General features: G+C 62.1%; 16 protein-coding genes. 13 read left to right on the top strand and 3 right to left on the bottom strand.

Translation table 11 applies throughout. The annotated features are described in order from the left end of the window. The first annotated feature begins 53 nt into the window (after nt 1–53). From CA260_RS10410 to CA260_RS10400, 3 genes are all read left to right on the top strand, one after another. Nucleotides 54–3,176 carry a WD40/YVTN/BNR-like repeat-containing protein gene (locus tag CA260_RS10410; protein WP_111982809.1) on the top strand — a complete coding sequence of 1,041 codons (3,123 nt, stop codon included), beginning with the start codon at nt 54–56 and terminating at the stop codon, nt 3,174–3,176. A 428-nt stretch (nt 3,177–3,604) separates the two neighbouring features. Next, nucleotides 3,605–4,537, top strand: coding sequence for a cytochrome b/b6 domain-containing protein (locus tag CA260_RS10405; protein WP_238149674.1), 933 nt, complete (start codon nt 3,605–3,607; stop codon nt 4,535–4,537). Next, nucleotides 4,530–5,285, top strand: a complete 756-nt coding sequence (locus CA260_RS10400) for a molybdopterin-binding protein (RefSeq protein ID WP_111982807.1) — start codon at nt 4,530–4,532, stop codon at nt 5,283–5,285. Before CA260_RS10405 ends, CA260_RS10400 begins: the two co-directional genes overlap by 8 nt. Here CA260_RS10400 and CA260_RS10395 read toward each other — a convergent pair. Then, nucleotides 5,261–5,665 carry a helix-turn-helix domain-containing protein gene (locus CA260_RS10395; protein ID WP_111982805.1) on the bottom strand — a complete coding sequence of 135 codons (405 nt, stop codon included), beginning with the start codon at nt 5,663–5,665 and terminating at the stop codon, nt 5,261–5,263. The genes CA260_RS10400 and CA260_RS10395 overlap by 25 nt on opposite strands. Nucleotides 5,666–5,857: 192 nt before the next feature. On the opposite strand from CA260_RS10395, the gene CA260_RS10390 reads away from it, so the two are divergent. The 10 genes from CA260_RS10390 to CA260_RS10350 all read left to right on the top strand — a co-directional run bounded on the left by CA260_RS10390 (nt 5,858) and on the right by CA260_RS10350 (nt 11,306). Next, nucleotides 5,858–6,052 carry a hypothetical protein gene (locus tag CA260_RS10390; protein WP_111982803.1) on the top strand — a complete coding sequence of 65 codons (195 nt, stop codon included), beginning with the start codon at nt 5,858–5,860 and terminating at the stop codon, nt 6,050–6,052. Further along, on the top strand, nt 6,049–6,213 hold the full coding sequence (locus CA260_RS21145; protein WP_172461778.1) for a hypothetical protein: 165 nt from the start codon (nt 6,049–6,051) through the stop codon (nt 6,211–6,213). Before CA260_RS10390 ends, CA260_RS21145 begins: the two co-directional genes overlap by 4 nt. An 85-nt stretch (nt 6,214–6,298) precedes the next feature. Further along, nucleotides 6,299–6,544, top strand: coding sequence for a hypothetical protein (locus CA260_RS10385; RefSeq protein ID WP_111982801.1), 246 nt, complete (start codon nt 6,299–6,301; stop codon nt 6,542–6,544). Beyond that, nucleotides 6,537–6,734, top strand: coding sequence for a hypothetical protein (locus CA260_RS10380; RefSeq protein ID WP_111982799.1), 198 nt, complete (start codon nt 6,537–6,539; stop codon nt 6,732–6,734). Before CA260_RS10385 ends, CA260_RS10380 begins: the two co-directional genes overlap by 8 nt. Nucleotides 6,735–6,843: 109 nt before the next feature. Continuing rightward, nucleotides 6,844–7,773, top strand: coding sequence for a rolling circle replication-associated protein (locus CA260_RS10375; RefSeq protein ID WP_146745318.1), 930 nt, complete (start codon nt 6,844–6,846; stop codon nt 7,771–7,773). Further along, a complete protein-coding gene (locus CA260_RS10370) occupies nt 7,770–8,048 on the top strand; it encodes a hypothetical protein (protein ID WP_038618326.1) in 279 nt (92 codons plus the stop codon). The genes CA260_RS10375 and CA260_RS10370 overlap by 4 nt, the downstream gene beginning before the upstream one ends. Before the next feature lie 206 nt (nt 8,049–8,254). Continuing rightward, the gene (locus CA260_RS10365; RefSeq protein WP_111982795.1) at nt 8,255–8,464 is read left to right on the top strand and encodes a major capsid protein; all 210 of its coding nucleotides are present in this window, start codon (nt 8,255–8,257) and stop codon (nt 8,462–8,464) included. A 118-nt stretch (nt 8,465–8,582) separates the two neighbouring features. Then, nucleotides 8,583–9,830, top strand: a complete 1,248-nt coding sequence (locus CA260_RS20890) for a hypothetical protein (protein WP_146745317.1) — start codon at nt 8,583–8,585, stop codon at nt 9,828–9,830. 1 nt (nt 9,831) lies between these two features. Continuing rightward, a complete protein-coding gene (locus CA260_RS10355; RefSeq protein WP_111982791.1) occupies nt 9,832–10,143 on the top strand; it encodes a DUF2523 family protein in 312 nt (103 codons plus the stop codon). Continuing rightward, complete coding sequence (locus CA260_RS10350) at nt 10,143–11,306, top strand: zonular occludens toxin family protein (RefSeq protein ID WP_111982789.1); 1,164 nt, start codon at nt 10,143–10,145, stop codon at nt 11,304–11,306. The genes CA260_RS10355 and CA260_RS10350 overlap by 1 nt, the downstream gene beginning before the upstream one ends. A 965-nt stretch (nt 11,307–12,271) precedes the next feature. Here CA260_RS10350 and CA260_RS10345 read toward each other — a convergent pair. After that, nucleotides 12,272–12,928 (bottom strand): response regulator, encoded by a 657-nt coding sequence (locus tag CA260_RS10345; protein ID WP_238149673.1) that lies wholly within the window; start codon nt 12,926–12,928, stop codon nt 12,272–12,274. Then, the gene (locus tag CA260_RS10340) at nt 12,915–16,064 is read right to left on the bottom strand and encodes a sensor histidine kinase (RefSeq protein WP_146745316.1); all 3,150 of its coding nucleotides are present in this window, start codon (nt 16,062–16,064) and stop codon (nt 12,915–12,917) included. The genes CA260_RS10345 and CA260_RS10340 overlap by 14 nt, the downstream gene beginning before the upstream one ends. Nucleotides 16,065–16,095: the final 31 nt, after the last annotated feature.

The following is a 16,095-nucleotide window of genomic DNA, read 5'->3' as shown; positions in this document are numbered from 1 at the left end:
GGTTGTCAGCGTCGCCTTAACCCTTTGACTCGTTTTGTACCAAGGAATTGCCCATGCTCTTGCGTCGCCAGCTTGCGCTTCTTGCCCTTGGGATCTCCACAGCGCTCAGCGCGCATGCGGCCGTTGATCCTTCGTTGTACCAGGATCTGCACTGGCGCCTGATCGGGCCATTCCGCGGCGGCCGTGTGCTGACGGTCGCCGGCATTCCCGGGGACAGCCGCCACTTCTATTTTGGCGCGGTCAATGGTGGCGTATGGGCGACCCAGGACGCAGGACGCACGTGGCAGCCGATCTTCGACGGGCAGCAGGTTGGATCGATTGGCGCGTTGGCCTTGGCGCCATCCGACCCGCACACGATCTACGTCGGCTCGGGCGAAGCCGACATGCGCTCGGACATCGCCCATGGCGATGGCATGTACAAGTCGACGGATGCCGGCAAGCACTGGACCCATATTGGCCTGGAAGACACACGGCAGATCGCCAGCGTGCTGGTGGATCCACGTAACCCCAAGGTGGTGTTCACCGCCGCACTTGGCCACGCCTACGGCCCCAATGCCGAGCGCGGCGTATTCCGCACGACCGACGGCGGCAAGCATTGGGACAAGGTGCTGTTCAAGGATGCCGACACCGGCGCGATCGACCTGGCCTTCAGGCCCGGCGACCCCGACACGATCTACGCGGCGCTGTGGCAAACGCGACGCCCACCATGGAGCGTGTATCCACCGTCGAACGGACCGGGAAGCGGGCTGTATGTATCGCACGACGGCGGCAATCACTGGAGCCAGCTGCAGGGCAACGGCTTTCCTGCGCACCCGGGTCGCATTGGCATCGCACTGGCGCCGAGCCAGCCCCATCGCGTGTATGCCCTGGTCGACGCGACGGAGGGCGAGGGCGGACTGTACCGATCCGATGACGACGGCGCACACTGGAAGCACCTCTCCGACGATGAGCGCATCTGGAAGCGAGGCTGGTACTTCTCGCGCCTGACGGTCGATCCGAAAGACGCCGATCGCGTCTACGTGATGAATACGATCGTGTTGCGCTCCGACGACGGTGGAAAGCAGTTCATCGCCATGAAGGGCGATCCCACCGGCGACGATTTCCACCAGATGTGGATCGACCCGACCGAGCCGTCGCGACAGATCCTGGGCGTCGATCAGGGCGCCGTGATCACGCTCAATGGCGGCAAGACCTGGAGCACCTGGTTCAACCAGCCGACGGCGCAGATCTATCACGTCAGCACGGACAACCGCTTCCCATACTGGGTTTACGGTGCGCAACAGGATTCCGGCGCCGTGGCGCTACCCAGCCGCGGCGGCGGCGATGGGATCACCATGGCGCAGTTCCACGAGATCACGCCCGGCGGCGAGAGCGGCATGATCGCCCCTGATCCCGACGATCCGGACATCGTCTACGGCGGCACGGTCGACAAGCTCGACACGCATAGCGGGCAGACGCGTGACGTCGATCCCACGCTGGCCTATCCGGCCGCGCACTATCGTGGCGCGTGGACGCTGCCGCTGACGTTCTCCAAGCGTGATACGAAGGTGCTGTACTTCGCGAACCAGCGACTGTTCCGCACCGCCGATGGTGGCGATCACTGGACGCCGATCAGCCCCGATTTGACCCGCGAGGACGCCGGCATACCGTCCAATCTCGATGCGGCCACGGCGGCCGACGACAATCACATCGATGCGCGCCGTGGCGTGATCTACACCATCGCACCCTCGCCACTCAGCGCCAACACGCTGTGGGTGGGCACGGACGACGGACTGGTCTGGCGTAGCGACGACGACGGCGGACATTGGCGTCAGGTGACGCCCGACGCGCTGACGCCATGGTCCAAGGTCGGCGGCATCGAACCGTCCCACTTCGACGCCAAGGTTGCCTATCTGGCCGTTGATCGCCATCGATTGGACGACGATACGCCGTACATCTACCGCACCGGTGACGGCGGCAGCAGTTGGACACGCATCGACGCCGGACTTCCCGCTGGCAGCTTCGTCAACGTCGTGCGCGAGGATCCCGCAAAACGTGGCCAGTTGTACGCCGGTACCGAAAAGGGCATCTATGTGTCCTTCGACGATGGCGCGCATTGGCAGCCGCTACAGCAAAACCTGCCGATGACTTCGGTGCGCGACATCGACGTGCATGGCAACGACCTGGTCATCGCCACGCACGGTCGCGGCTTCTGGATCATGGACAATGTCACGGCGCTGCAGCAGCTCAACGACGTGCACGCCGGCGCGGTCACCTTGTTCAAGCCGGCCGACGCGATCCGCGTGCGACCGCCCGGCTTCACCGGCACGCCGTTCCCCAAGGACGAGCCGATGGCGGCGAACCCGCCCGATGGTGCCGTCATCGACTACGCACTACCCAAAGGTATCAAGGGCAGCGTGACGCTGACCGTGTTCGACGCACAGGGCAACAAAGTGCGCAGCTTCAGCAGCGCCGACGCGGTGACACCGCCGGATGCGAGCAAGCTCAAGGCCGCGCCGGAATGGATGCCCGAACCGATACGCCTTTCCACGAGCGCCGGCATGCACCGCTTCGTGTGGGATCTGCACTATCCGAAGCCGGCGGACGCCACGCCGGACCCCGAGCAGGAAAGCCTGGGCGTGTGGGCGCCACCCGGCAACTATACCGTCGAGCTCAATGTCGATGGCCAGCGCTATCGACAGCCATTGCGGCTGCTTGTCGATCCCCGCGTGAAGGTTTCCGACGCCGCCTTGCAGCGCGAATTTGCGCTGGCACGCAAGGTCGAGGAGGCTGCCGAACAAACGGGGGCGGCTACGGCCGAGGCCACCCGCTTGCTCAAGGAGCTGGATGCACGGCAGGCGCACGCCGACAACACGCTGCATACCCAGATCGCGAGCCTGCTGGACAAGACCAAGGACCTGTCCGGCGTCGAGCTGCATCCCGATCCGCGCAACAGCATGGGCGCACCACCTCGGCGCACCGATAGCCTGAGTGCGCTCTCGATCAACCTGGGCAAGCTCAAACAGGCGGTCGATGGCGCCGATGCCGATCCCAGCAAGGATGCCCTGGCGTCGTACGCTGCATTGACGCAGACACTGACCGCCACGCTCGACGCATGGAAGCATTTGAAGGATGCCGATCTGGCGGCGATCAACGCACGGCTCAAGGCGGCCGGGCAAAAACAGATCGCCTTGTGAATGCATCCAAGGCCACGCGCTTGCGGGCGCGTGGCCTACCAACTTGAGAAGCCGTCTGAATATGTCCTTGGCTCGTCAATAGACGCAAGCGGCACGTGCCTTTCGGCCTGTGTTTGTCGACGCGCCGCAACGTGTTGGCGCTGGAGTCATCGGCCCCGGGAGCAATGAGCGGAAAACCGCGAGACGCTATGTACCGCGTCCCCTATCGTTAGTCTTCGGTGCAGCATGGGAGCGGCATCAATGACGCCGAAGGCTTGTTGATCGTCCTCTACGAGCCTGGAGCGCAACCTCTTGCGGCAACCAACGAGTGGCTCGGGGAGGTAGGGAGGGTAGTGCGAAGCAAGAAGGGCGCGGCGCTCGCCAAGCGCACGGGGCGAGTAAACTAATCCGCGCACCGTCCGGTTTGCCTGCTTCCCTGGAGTATGGCCATGAGCGCGGAAGACCTTGATGCAGGTATGGCACCGCCGATGCCCATGGCGGTCACGGCGTCGCGCAAGGTGATCTATCGGCATCCGTTGCCGATTCGGATCATGCACTGGATCAACGTGGTCGCGCTGACGCTGATGTTCCTCAGCGGGCTGCAGATATTCAACGCGCACCCAAGCCTGTATTGGGGCAATCGGTCCGACGACGGCACTGAAATCCTGTCCCTCGGTGCACGACAGGACGCGGCGGGAAACCTGGTCGGCGTAACGCGCATCGGTCGGCACGAGTTCACCACGACTGGCGTCCTGGGCGTATCGAAGGGGAGGGACGGTGTCCCCCAGGTGCGCGGGTTCCCATCCTGGCTGACCGTGCCTGGTCCGCAATGGCTGGCGATGGGGCGCCGCTGGCATTTCTTCTTCGCCTGGGTGTTCGTGCTGAACGGGCTTTGCTATGTCGGCTACGCCCTTGCCACCCGGCACCTGCAGCGCGACCTGTGGCCCACAGGCACGGACTGGCGCGGGATAGGGCGCTCCATTGTCGATCACCTGCGCTTCAAGCATCCGCATGGCGAGGAGGCGCTGCGCTACAACATCCTGCAGCGACTCGCCTACCTGACCGTCATCTTCGTGTTCGGCGTGGGTATCGTATTGATGGGCCTGGCCATGTCGCCACGCATGGATGCCGTGCTTTCGCCCATGGTCGAAGCCGTCGGTGGGCGGCAGTCTGCACGAGCCATCCATTTCATCATCGCCTGGGGCTTCGTTGCCTTTGTGCTGATCCACCTTTTCGAAGTGCTGATCACGGGCGTATTCAACCAGCTGAGGGGCATGATCACCGGCTACTACGCCATCGATGTCACTCCCGTCGATGAAGACGTTCCCGGCCAAGACCTTCCCAATGAATCCGTGCCGCCGGAGGAACGCCCCCATGACTGATCGCCGATCGTTCCTGCACATGACCCTCGTGGGTGCGGCGGGCATCCTGGTTGCCGGATGCGACCGCATTTCGCAGACGATGTGGGGACCGGATGTGCTTGGCAAGGCCGAGGGTTTGAACCGCCGCGTGCAAGCCTTGCTGTCGCCATCGAGCAGCATGGCCAAGGAATACACCGAAGCCGACATATCGCCGACGTTCCATCCCAATGGCACCACCATGCCCACGACGCCGGCCTATCGGGCCTTGATGGCCAACGATTTTCGCGACTACAGGCTTCAGGTGGGCGGAATGGTGAATCGACCGGCGATGCTTTCGATGGACGACCTCAAGCGCCTCGACCTGCGCACACAGATCACCCGGCACGACTGCGTGGAGGGCTGGAGCGCCATCGGGAAATGGCAGGGAACGGCACTATCGGCCGTGCTGGACCATGTCGGCGTCGACCCGAAGGCCCGATACGTGATGTTCCATTGTTTTGACGAGATGGACGAAGACACGCCTTACTACGAGAGCATCGACATCACCGAGGCCAGGCATCCGCAGACCTTGCTGGCCTTCGCCTTGAACGACAAGCCGCTGCCTGTGCCGAACGGCGCGCCTTTGCGTTTACGGATTGGACGCCAGCTCGGTTACAAACAGGCCAAGTATCTCGCGCGTATCGAGCTGGTCAGTTCGTTCGAGGATATCGGCGACGGCCAGGGCGGCTATTGGGAAGATCAGGGCTATGAGTGGTATGCCGGCATCTGACCCGAGGTGCGTAATTGCGCATAATGTATAGACGTCGCACTATTTGAGACGTCCGCACGCGCGGTGATGGTCTCGGCGTGAGCCGGGTAGAGGCCGACCGCTAGCGTGATCGCCGCAGCCATTTGCGCAAGTCGAAGCCACACCTTCTTGTCTTCTGGCGTGCGTGCGCGCTCGGCCTCGATTAACGGCAGCCAGTGGGCCACCTGCTCGCCCGTTGCCTCGCACATGCGCGCAACGCTCTTCGCGTCGGGGTGGGCGCGACCATTGCGCCAGTTGCTGACCGCGCTCTTCGTGACGCGCAGCTTGACAGCCAAATCCTTATCCTGAGCGATGGAGCAGGCTTTGCAGTATTTGTCAAGCAAAATATTTGAGGCGTTCACGGTTCAAGACCCTTGACTTGGACAGTTCAAGGGTACTCTACTGCGGCCTGAGTTGAGGAGTCTTGAACTCGATAAGGGGCCTCTGATGACCATTCTGTTCGCGCTGTGCGTTCTTCCCCCCGTCGTCTGGACGTGGTGCCGCTTGAAACCCCTCCTTGATCGTGATGCCGCCCTGCGGTCAGAGGGCTGGCTGTGAACGTCATCACACCTGAGCAGTTTGGCGAGGTGGTTCTCGTCTGCTGGAAGGCCTTCTTCTTTGGCGCCGTTGTGGCGGTCTGGGTGGGCAAGCTTTTTGCCGACGCGACGGTTTCCTTGATCTTTGAGTTTCTCTGGCGCTGGCCGCGTTGGCGTCGCTTTCGTCGCGCTGCGCGCAAGGTGATGGCATGAGCAACGTTTCGCGCTGGTACGGCATCTGCGCGCGTCGCGCTGCTCTGCGAATCGGCGAGGAAGTGTTGACCTACTTGGGTTGCGCTTTTCTGTTGGGCGCGTTCATTGGTGGCGTCGCTGCGGGCTTCAAGGTCGTTTGCCACTTCGCGGGAGTCGAGTGATGGGCAGCGGACTGGCGGCTGTCTATCTGCTGGTGGTGGCCGCTGCGCTGGTGGGCATTTTGCTTGCTCAGCGGGATAGCCGGCGATGAGCGGCCCGGTGCGCTCCATCTCGGAATCCGCGACGGCATTCGACCGTCGTCTCTGCATGCACGTCGGGCGCATGAGCCAGGGCGAATGTGTGACGCGCGATGCCTCGGTTATCTACGCCGAAGGTGTCGTTTCCGGTCTGTCTCTCGGCGTTGCTGCGCTTCAGCGCAAAGAACGGCTTATCGATTATCTGCGCCGCTGGGAACACCAGTTGCGTCTGCGCGTGGAGCGCGATCATGGCTGACAGGGACGTGAGCGAGCACATTGCCGCGATGAAGTCGCGCGCTGACAGTTACGCATTGATGGGGCGGGATCATCTCGCGGGCGCCTACTCTGCGTGTGCAGTGATGCTGCTCGATGCCGCGCTTGAGGATGGCATTGAACTCGACACCGAGTTGCTCGGTGATGCCTTTGGGGTTGCCTATGATTGCTGACGGCGCAGCCCCGTGCCTCTACACAATGCGCGACGGGCAGGGCGGTAGCTCTCTCGATCTGGCGCCGCCTGCCATGTCACGGCGCACACGTGCATGGGCGAATCCAGCCATGCACGCGTTCCGTGGCTTCACCGCTGACGCAGTGCGCGAGCGCGCGGCTCAACAGGACGCGATGGATGCGCCATTCAAAGAGATGGCGCGCACTAAGTTTTTTGAAGGCGTGGCTGTTGAAGACGGCGGCGACCGGCGCGACGCGCGTCAGCGCGGCGCGCAGGGCGCGGACGGCTTTACGGAACTTGACCCATATAAAACAAAGGGAGCAAGGCCCCGCGAAGTCTTGGAAATAGACGTCTATTCCTCCCGTGTGCGAAAGCTTCAGAAGGCGGTGCGCAACTCGGCGCACATTCTGGACTCGGCCGCGCACGTGGATGAGCAGGGCGTGCGCTGGCGTCGCCTGTTCGTGACGCTGACCTATGCCGAAGATGGCGCGTGGAAGCCTGGGCATGTGGGTGACTTCCGGCGCGGCGTGCGCGACTGGTTCAAGCGCAGCTGCCAAGGCACGCGCATGCGCATGGTGTGGGTGATGGAACTCACGAAGCGCGGTCGTCCGCATTATCACTGCATGATCTGGGTGAGGGCACGTGACTACTTCCCCAACCCGCATAAGGCCGGCTGGTGGCCGCACGGCTTTGCGCACGTGTTGAGCAGCAAGGTCCATATCAATCGCCCGGTCGCCTACATGGCGAAGTACGCGAGCAAGTTCACGGCGGAGCAGGCGAAGCATGTTCCGAAGGGCGCGCGCCTGTATGGCGTGTGCGGTGCGACGGAAGAGGGCAAGCGTGTCATTCGCTGGTGGCGTGCGCCGATCTTCGCTCGCGATGCCATGGGCGGGGCTGCGGATATTCGCAAGGTCGCGGGCGGTTACCTCAACCGCGTGACCGGCGAGTTTTTGGCTTCCGAGTGGAAGGTAACGATTACGCCAAGTGGGCGTGTATTTGCATGGCGGTACATACCGCCTCTAACGGAGACGATTCAATGAACGGTTTGACTTTCAATGTGCTTCCGCGTGAGCCGGAAGCGGCGAAGTTTGAGCGCGACGGTGTGGTGCGCCACTACTTCAACCAGTGGGCAACGGTCGAGATCGACGGTCTGCCGCAGTCGTTCCAGTTTTCCAGTGATGAGCCGCTGCCTGCTGGTCCGGCCACGCTCGATCCCAAGTCGTTCGGCACGATGAACGGCAAGCTCGCGCTCGGTCGCGTGAAGCTGGTCCCGCTCAAGAAGTCGGCGCCTGCGCCGGCTGCGCAGCCGAAGTAAGGGGCTGTCATGTCTTACCTGTACTGCCCTGACGAAGCGATCGATCAGACGACAGGGCAGTGCTCGGACCCGCATTGGGTTCAAGTACCCGGGGGGATGCCGCCCCTCTCCGCTACTCAAGGCGCAGCCATTGCCGCAGCAATTGCGACGGCGTGGGCCTTGGGTTACTGCGGGCGGCTTATTCGAAACGCAATGAGAGGTAGAGCATGAATCTGAAGTCCAAGGGTCTGGCCGTTGTTTCCGTGCTGTCGGGCGGCTTCATTGCCGCGCCGGCATTCGCCGCTGACGACATGAGCACGGCAGTGGTTACCGCGATCTCGGGCGTCAACCCGCAGATCATCGCGGTGGTGGGTGCGGTTGCTGGTGCGCTCGTGCTGATCGTGGCATGGCAGCTGATCAAGAAGGCCATGCACTAATCCAGGGTAACGGCGTGACACGGCGGCGGGGTAACTCGCCGCCTTCTTCTTGGGAGCCGGTGATGACGATTGCTGACTACGCAGGCTACTTCGTGCTGATTGCGTTCTTGGGGGCGGTGTGGCTCACCTTTTCGGGCGACTGACGTTTGCGCTTTTTGCGCTTTTTCTCGCTCTGCCGTCTTTTGCGGCGAACACGTGTGGCGCAATTTATGACACGTCGAATCAGGCTTATCAGCAGTGCCTGATTAATAAATCTTTTAACCAAGGGCCGGGCTGGACGTGTCAGGACCGCACGATGTCTTCCACTGTCCATTACTGGACAGTTGTGACGCCGCAGGGCGTCGATTCAACGCAGGTCCTTTCGTATTGCTTTAACCCGAGTGCTGATTGCAAGGCTCGCCCTCCGCTGCATCAGGCTTTCGACGGTGTAAACACGACCGTTGTTAATGCAGGCTGCAAGTATTCGCTGAAGACCGATGATGACTCAGCGGTGAAGGTGTGCGGCGTTTGGAGCGGCAAGCAGTACTGCACAGGTTCCGCTACTTGGACGCCGACTGGCGATTACACAGGGTCACCAGCACCGGTTCCTGATCCTCCACCTACCGCACCGAAGGTGTGTAGCGGCGGCTCGTGCTATGACCCTGCGAGCAATCAATATTGCGCGGGGACTACATCAGGGCAGGTATGTGTGCCGGCGCCTAACTCGACCAGTTCGGGCGCGTGTTCATCGTCTTCCGGCACGACTCTTTGCGCTGGCTCGCCGGCGCCGACGCCGCCAAATCCACCGATCTCCGACCCCGCATCGCAAATCGCGGCGTCAGATAAGTATTCAAACCAGTCGGGCAGCGGGCCGATCAGTAACGTTACGGTCAACAATTACAACGGCTCTGGGTCGGGCGCTAAGAATGGTGCCGGCACTGGCGATACGGGCGCTCCCGCGTCGAGTAGTACAGCGCCAACGCCTCCAGGTGATGGCACGTCGGCCGGTGGCGGTGGCGATTGCAATACGCCGCCGATGGTGGAGGGCAGCCCTGCGCTTGGCATGATCGCGCGGCAAACGTGGTTGGTGCGCTGCGCGGAAGCGGGGCAGGTGACGGATGACAGCAACACCACGGTCCCGGGTCTGGATTCGATTCCGAATCAGCCGGACGCGTCGATCAACAAGGAAATCACCGTTACCGATAAGCTCGATTTCTCGGGCTTCGGCGGTGGCGGTCAGTGCCCGAAGCTACCGAATGTCGATCTCGGCATGTTCGGTCACTACGACTTGCAGTCGGATTGGTGGTGCGATTTCTTGAACAAGCTGAGCTTCGTGATGGTGCTGCTTGGCGTGTGGCGGGCGCTGGTTATCCTCGGAGTTAAGTAACATGTTCGATGGCTTGAAGGCATGGCTGTGGACGCACTTGAAAATGCTGACCGGCATTTTCATTAGCACGATGCTGCTTAAATCGGGCGGCATCATCGGCAAGATTTTCGGCACGCTTGGGCTGGCGTTCGTTACCTACAAGTACGTGATGCCCGAAGTGAAAGGCCTGTTGTTGCAGTACGCGTCGGGGCTGAGCACGGAGGTATACAACCTCATCACCTACACGAAATTCGACGTGTTCATGTGCCTCATCATCTCGGCCGTGGCGACCAAGCTTGCGTCTAACCTGATGGTCGGCAAGGTGGGCACGTAATGGCGATCACGCTGGTTACCGGCCAGCCTGGGCACGGCAAGAGCCTCTACGCGATCTGGCGCGGCCTTCAGTACGTCAAGGAAGGTCGCGAGGTCTATGCATCCGGCTTCAAGGGGTTGGATTACGAAAAGACCGGTTTTAAGCCGCTTCCGCATGACTTCCGCGAGTTCGATACAGCGGATAGGGACGATCAGGGTCGCGTGATGCCGAAGTGGCAGCTGTTGCCGCATGGCTCGGTGATCCTGCTGGATGAGTGCTACGACTACATGCCCGCGCGGGCGAATGGGTCGAAGGTGCCGCCGCACGTGGATGCGTTGGCGAGGCATCGCCACCATGGCTATGACATTCTGCTGGTGTGTCAGAAGCACGACCAGCTAGATAGTTTTGTCAAGGGTCTGCTGGATCCGCACATTCACGTGCGGCGCAAGTTCGGGTTCAACGTCGCGATTTTGAAGACATGGGATCGCTACGAATCGAACTGCGCAAAGGACACCAGTCCGCTGACGGCTCCGTCGTGGCGCTATCCGAAAGACGTGTTCGGGCTTTACACCAGCGCGACCATGCATACGGTCAAAAAGAAGCTGCCGTGGTATTTCTTCGCGCCGTTTGTGCTGTTGCCGTTGATTGGTGGCGCCGCGTGGTACGCGAAGCATTCCTTCGCGACCATGGGCCATCCTGACGGTGCGCCTGCGTCGGCGAGCAACGTTGTGCATGGCGATACGGCCGCGCCATCGGGTGAGGTGAAAGACGCTGACGACGGGCTTCGCCGTCGCGATTTTGTGGCGTGGCTGAAGCCGCGCGTGCCTGGGCAACCATGGACCGCGCCGGCCTATGATCAACTCCAGGTGCAGGGCGTTCCCGATCTGTTCTGCATCGCAGTGGATGATGGCCGCTGCACGTGCCACACGGAGCAAGGTACGAAATACGAGGTCAACGCCGGCGTGTGTCGTGCCATTGCTCGCGATGGCGTGTACAACCCCTTCCGTAAGCCACTGGAGCGTGCCGTAAGGCCGAACGAGCGTGAGCGCGAGCCGAGCAAGGGGAAAGAGCAGGGCGCGGCCGTGGTGGCGGCGGATGGTGCTGGAGGCGGCTACTGGCCGAAAGACACCATTCCGCAGGCCTACAGCCCGCCTCAACATCAAATTGCCACGGGGATGAACTGATGCCGATTGTTGCGTTGCTTGCTGATCTAGGCTTGATCCCTGAGGCTGTGGCCGCAGTGTGTGGCGCTATAGCTGGTGTTGTAGCTATCACGCATGCGTGGAAGTCATTCGCGGCACGTTCTCAAAGGGGGCGGCCTGAGGGGTGTAGGGGTGTAACCCCTACGGATACGCTTTCGGGCGAATGACCCGGCTGAAACCGTTGCTGCGCAAGGCTTGCGAATGATCACCGATCGAGGAAACCCCTTCCCGCCAAACCTGTTTTTGGTAGGCTTCCACCCACAGGGAGGAAGCCATGACTAGGCAAGATGCTGGGTACTACGTGCTCGCCGCGCTGTTGTTTGCGGCGTCGATCCCGCTTTACCGGATCATCCTTGAGCACGCTCACGCCGGCGATCAGCCAGCACAATCACCTCCGCGCGCCGTCGTGGAGCGTATGCCGTCTCCGGCGATGGCTCGGGCGCCGTTTGTGGCGTCACGGGAATTTCCACAGGTGGAGTGCATCCATGGGAGGCTGTATCGGCGGGACTCGTCGGGCGCGGCGTATGCTGGGGAGTGTCCAGAGGTAGTTGGGCCTGCTGACCCTCAAAACTCGCCAACCAGCGGCGATAGCCAAGCGCGTTCGATGCGGTGATGTTGGAGCCGCGGTACGTACCACCAGGTGCGATGAGGACGTGGCCACGCATTCGCCAGCCGGACCAAGGGCCGCTGAAATCGAAGTGGCAGCTGACGTGATCCTGTAGAAGTTGCGCAATTTCGCGCAGCGTCACCACGCGCCCCGAAGGTGTGGTGAACTGCTGTAAGTCGTTGTCGTAGAGCCAATTTAGGCGAGAGCGGCTGCGTGGCACTGGCGCTTTCCATGCGTCAAAGAAAGCAGCCATGCTAGGGCTGTGCCAAGGCGGATGCGTCGGCGCAGGACCATCCAGAATTTCGCATAATGTATATTATGTAAAATTATGAAACACCCATCAGATCTCGATAATGCCGCGCTTCACTGCCGTCACTACGGCGTGAGTGCGGTCGTTGGCGTCCAGCTTCGAGAAGATGCTTTTCAGGTGGGCTTTGACGGTGTCGGCGCTGACGTTGAGTTCGGTGGCGATTCTCTTGTTGCCGTAACCCAGGGCAACTGCGCGCAGGACTTCCAGCTCGCGCTGGGAAAGCATGTCGCCACCGATATGTGCCGCCACGTCGGATGCCGCTTCGGGCGAAAGTACGCGGCGTCCGGCATACACGGCGCGGATCGCATCGCGCAGTTCTTTCCGGAGCGATGCCTTGAGCAGGAAACCGCTGGCGCCCCTTCGCATCGCGTTGGTGACCTGGGCGTCGCCTCGGTACGTCGTCAGAACCAGAACGCGGGCTTCCGGAAACTCCGCCCGTATGGCGCACATCGCGTCGACACCGCTCATGTCGGGCAGCTGCAGATCCATCAAAGTCACATCGGGCCGATGCTCGCGGAAAGCTTCAATGGCCGACCGGCCGTCTGTGGCATTCGCCACGATGCGCATGTCGGGCTCGCCGGAAAGCGCGTATGCGACACCATCCCGCAGCAATGGGTGATCGTCGACGACAAGCACGGTAATGATCTCGGGTTCGCTGGCTGCCATCGGCGTCTCATGCATCTTCATGATCCCACGCCCTTACCTTCGAGCCGCGGCTGGCGAACATCATACGGAGAACTGCCATGAAACGGCGCCATCCGCTTTTGGGGCGACGAAATGCGATGGAAGCCGGCACCGACAACTCAACGGCCGTGCCGGCGCCTGGTCGGCTCGAGAGCGTCAATCGCGCTCGCAGGCTTGCGGCGCGTTCGTGCATGCCTTTCAAACCCCAGTGTCCCGCCGACTCTTCTTTGGCGACCGCATCCACGTCGAAGCCGGCGCCATCGTCAACGACGCTGAGCGTCAGCCGCTTTCGCTCGTAAGCGACGCTGACGTCGATACGGCCGGGTTGCGCATGGCGAAACGCATTCGCCATGGACTCGCGTGCAATCTGCAGTACTTCATCGCCGACGGCGGGATGGAGCGGTCGTGGCAGGCCCTCCACCGTGAGCCTGAAGACAACGCGCCCGTCGTGAGCCATCGCCTCCCCCATCTGGCGAAGCGCACTCTCCAGATGGGTTCCCTGCTCCATCGCTCGCAAATTCGCCACGCGATCCCGGCCTTCGATAATGACTTCGTCCGCGTGGTCCAGGGCTTTTTCCATGAGTTCACGAGCGGGTTCCGAGGGCGGTATACGCTCCATGGCGAACTGAAAGCGAAGCATCAAGCCCTGCACGGCCTGCAAGAGCGTGTCGTGCAGTTCGCGCGCAATGCGCTCACGTTCGGCGTGCCTTTCCTCGAAGATGGTGCGCAGTTGAGCCTTGACGTGGGTCACGCGCAACGCGAAAAGCAGCCACAGCACCAATGCGGCTGCGGCGACGACAAGGAACATGAACCCGTTGGTCTGATAGAACGCGGGGCGTACGGTGAAATTCAATGTCGCCGTTTCTTTCCACGTGTTGTCGCCACTGTCCGCGGCGACGTGAAAGCCATATGCACCAGGCGGCAGGTCCGTGTAGAAGGCCTGGCGACGCTGCCCCGCATCCACCCAGTCCTCATCATGGCCATCGAGACGGTAGCGGAAGCGAACGTGTTGAGGGACGGCAAGGCCGATCGCCGTGTAGTCAAGTTGGATGTCTCGGGTCAATGCCGGCAAGGCGAGCTCGCCAGTGAGCCCATAGGCCTTGCGGTCCGCCGTCAAGCTTTCGATGTGGACAGGCAGCGCGCGGCCGCCGGCCAGGCCCTTGCGCGGATCCAATGCCTGAAGATCGACGCCATTGGCGAACCACAACGTGCCGTCCGGGGCACGCGCGATCTTTTTCTGGAACGGCGCGCGGCCGGGGCGCACGCCGTCCAACATATCCAGAACGCCGGCCTCGACCCCGTGCGCCGGATCGCGAACCGCGTTCTCGACATCCGCAAGCGCGAGCTTGACCAGTCCGCAACCGGTAAAGAGCCACAGCGCGCCGTCCTCATCATCGATCACGCCATTCACCGAGTCACACGGAAGTCCGTCCTTGACGGAAAGGACGCGAGGCGCCCCGTTCTTGAAGGCAACCAGACCCTTGCTCGTCGCCCCAAGCACAAGGCCGTCTCCCGTGATGGCGAGGTCGATGATTGGCGTATTCAACTGCGTCGATATCCGCTCTCCGTTCGGTCGAGCCAGGTCGCCGTTCTGAAGCCCAAGCCATACGGCGCCGGCGCGGTCCGACGCCAGGGATCGCACTGACAGATACTTTGGGGTGGCGAATTCATCGACGACCTTGTCGCCCACAATCCGCACGAGCCGGGACGGATGACCACGCAGCGTCGCCCATAGGGCGCCGCGCGCATCTTGCGCCAGCGCAAATACCATCCCGCGCAGGGGTTTGTCGCCCCGGTCGAGAACAGCTGAAAACTTGCCGTCCGCATAGATCCAGAGGCTCTCGTCAAGGCCCACCCAAAGGCGCCCTGCCTTGTCTTCGAACAGCGACGTGACCTGAGTGCCTGGCAGTTCCTTGCCGGCGCGGAGCGAATGGAACTGGCCATGATCGAGGACATCCAGGCTGTTGGCGGTGCCCGCCCAGACCCTCCCTTCCCTGTCGGCGAGCACGGCGTCCACTTCATCGACGGCCAAGCCCTCCCGGGTGGTGTAGCTCCACGCCTTGAAGTCGCGGAATTGGTCGATACCCGCCGACGTCGTCACCCACATGTTCCCTTCCCCGTCTTCGAAGAAGGAATAGATACCGTCGCTGGTAAGGCCGTCTTTACTGCCAAAGTGTTCCACTCGGCCCGACACGATACGGTAGATGCCGTGATCGATGGTTCCTATCCATAGCGCGCCCTCGCGATCGCGGAACAGGGCCTGGACAGCGATGGAACTTCCTTCCATATCCGGCACGCGGAAGGAACGCCATTGATCGCCCTCCAGGCGCTGGAGGCCAAGACCCGAGCCGGTGATGGGCAGCCCCGCCCATATCTCGTTGCCGGGCTCGCGCGCGAGGACGAGCATCCCGGGCGTGCCCGCCTTGATCTTTGCATCGATGGGAAACGACTTGGATGGCGTGTGTTCGCGCCATCGCACCAGCGATATGTCCGAGCCCATCCAGAACGTGCCGCGGCCGTCGGTGACCATCCGGTCGCAACACGCATCCGTGACGTCCAGGCCGTCCTCCTTGCCATGGCACGACACGCCATTCCCCGAAACCTCACACAGCGGCTTGAGGTGCTGGTTTGCCGCCAGCAACCAGATCTTCCCGCGCTCGTCTTCGGCCAACGCAGACACGGTGCCTTCGATTCCCGCGTAATCCGTCAGCTTGCCGTCTTTCCATCGGCTCAGGCCGCCCGGCGTGCCGATCCACAAGCTGCCATCCCTGGCGCCGAGCAGCGCAATGACAAAGGGATTGACCAGACGGCTCTTTGTCAGGGTATCGAGCGGCACGAAACGCGCGCCGTCGTATCGAACGACGCCCGCCTGGGTACCGATCCACACGTACCCGTCGGCCGTCTGGGCCATGGGAAAGGCAGGTGCGGGAAGCTGCCCATCCTGCAGCCGCCACGCCGTGTGTCCGTATTGCGACAGCAGGCGACTGGCGTCGACGGCGCGAGCGAGCTCGCTGGCCCCAGGCATCAACGCCAGAAACAGCACGACCCCGCGCCCAAGCCAGCGAGAGACGTGGCGGCGCCAGCCGAGCCTTCTTTCAAATCGGTGCGCCACACCTTTTTTCACTGAATAGGCAAACATGGCGGCGATCTTCGCCGAAGATGTCACGATT

The organism is Dyella jiangningensis, assembly GCF_003264855.1.
Taxonomy (GTDB): domain Bacteria; phylum Pseudomonadota; class Gammaproteobacteria; order Xanthomonadales; family Rhodanobacteraceae; genus Dyella; species Dyella jiangningensis_C.
Note: the sequence above shows the minus strand (reverse complement) of the source record. Positions and strands in the feature narration are given on the sequence as shown.

Bases quoted from the DNA above. Each gene is read 5' to 3' on its own strand.
- CA260_RS10410 (WP_111982809.1), top strand. From the start codon at position 54: ATGCTCTTGCGTCGCCAGCTTGCGCTTCTTGCCCTTGGGATCTCCACA.
- CA260_RS10405 (WP_238149674.1), top strand. From the start codon at position 3,605: ATGAGCGCGGAAGACCTTGATGCAGGTATGGCACCGCCGATGCCCATG.
- CA260_RS10400 (WP_111982807.1), top strand. From the start codon at position 4,530: ATGACTGATCGCCGATCGTTCCTGCACATGACCCTCGTGGGTGCGGCG.
- CA260_RS21145 (WP_172461778.1), top strand. From the start codon at position 6,049: ATGAGCAACGTTTCGCGCTGGTACGGCATCTGCGCGCGTCGCGCTGCT.
- CA260_RS10385 (WP_111982801.1), top strand. From the start codon at position 6,299: ATGAGCGGCCCGGTGCGCTCCATCTCGGAATCCGCGACGGCATTCGAC.
- CA260_RS10380 (WP_111982799.1), top strand. From the start codon at position 6,537: ATGGCTGACAGGGACGTGAGCGAGCACATTGCCGCGATGAAGTCGCGC.
- CA260_RS10375 (WP_146745318.1), top strand. From the start codon at position 6,844: ATGCACGCGTTCCGTGGCTTCACCGCTGACGCAGTGCGCGAGCGCGCG.
- CA260_RS10370 (WP_038618326.1), top strand. From the start codon at position 7,770: ATGAACGGTTTGACTTTCAATGTGCTTCCGCGTGAGCCGGAAGCGGCG.
- CA260_RS10365 (WP_111982795.1), top strand. From the start codon at position 8,255: ATGAATCTGAAGTCCAAGGGTCTGGCCGTTGTTTCCGTGCTGTCGGGC.
- CA260_RS10355 (WP_111982791.1), top strand. From the start codon at position 9,832: ATGTTCGATGGCTTGAAGGCATGGCTGTGGACGCACTTGAAAATGCTG.
- CA260_RS10350 (WP_111982789.1), top strand. From the start codon at position 10,143: ATGGCGATCACGCTGGTTACCGGCCAGCCTGGGCACGGCAAGAGCCTC.
- CA260_RS10345 (WP_238149673.1), bottom strand. From the start codon at position 12,928: ATGAAGATGCATGAGACGCCGATGGCAGCCAGCGAACCCGAGATCATT.
- CA260_RS10340 (WP_146745316.1), bottom strand. From the start codon at position 16,064: ATGTTTGCCTATTCAGTGAAAAAAGGTGTGGCGCACCGATTTGAAAGA.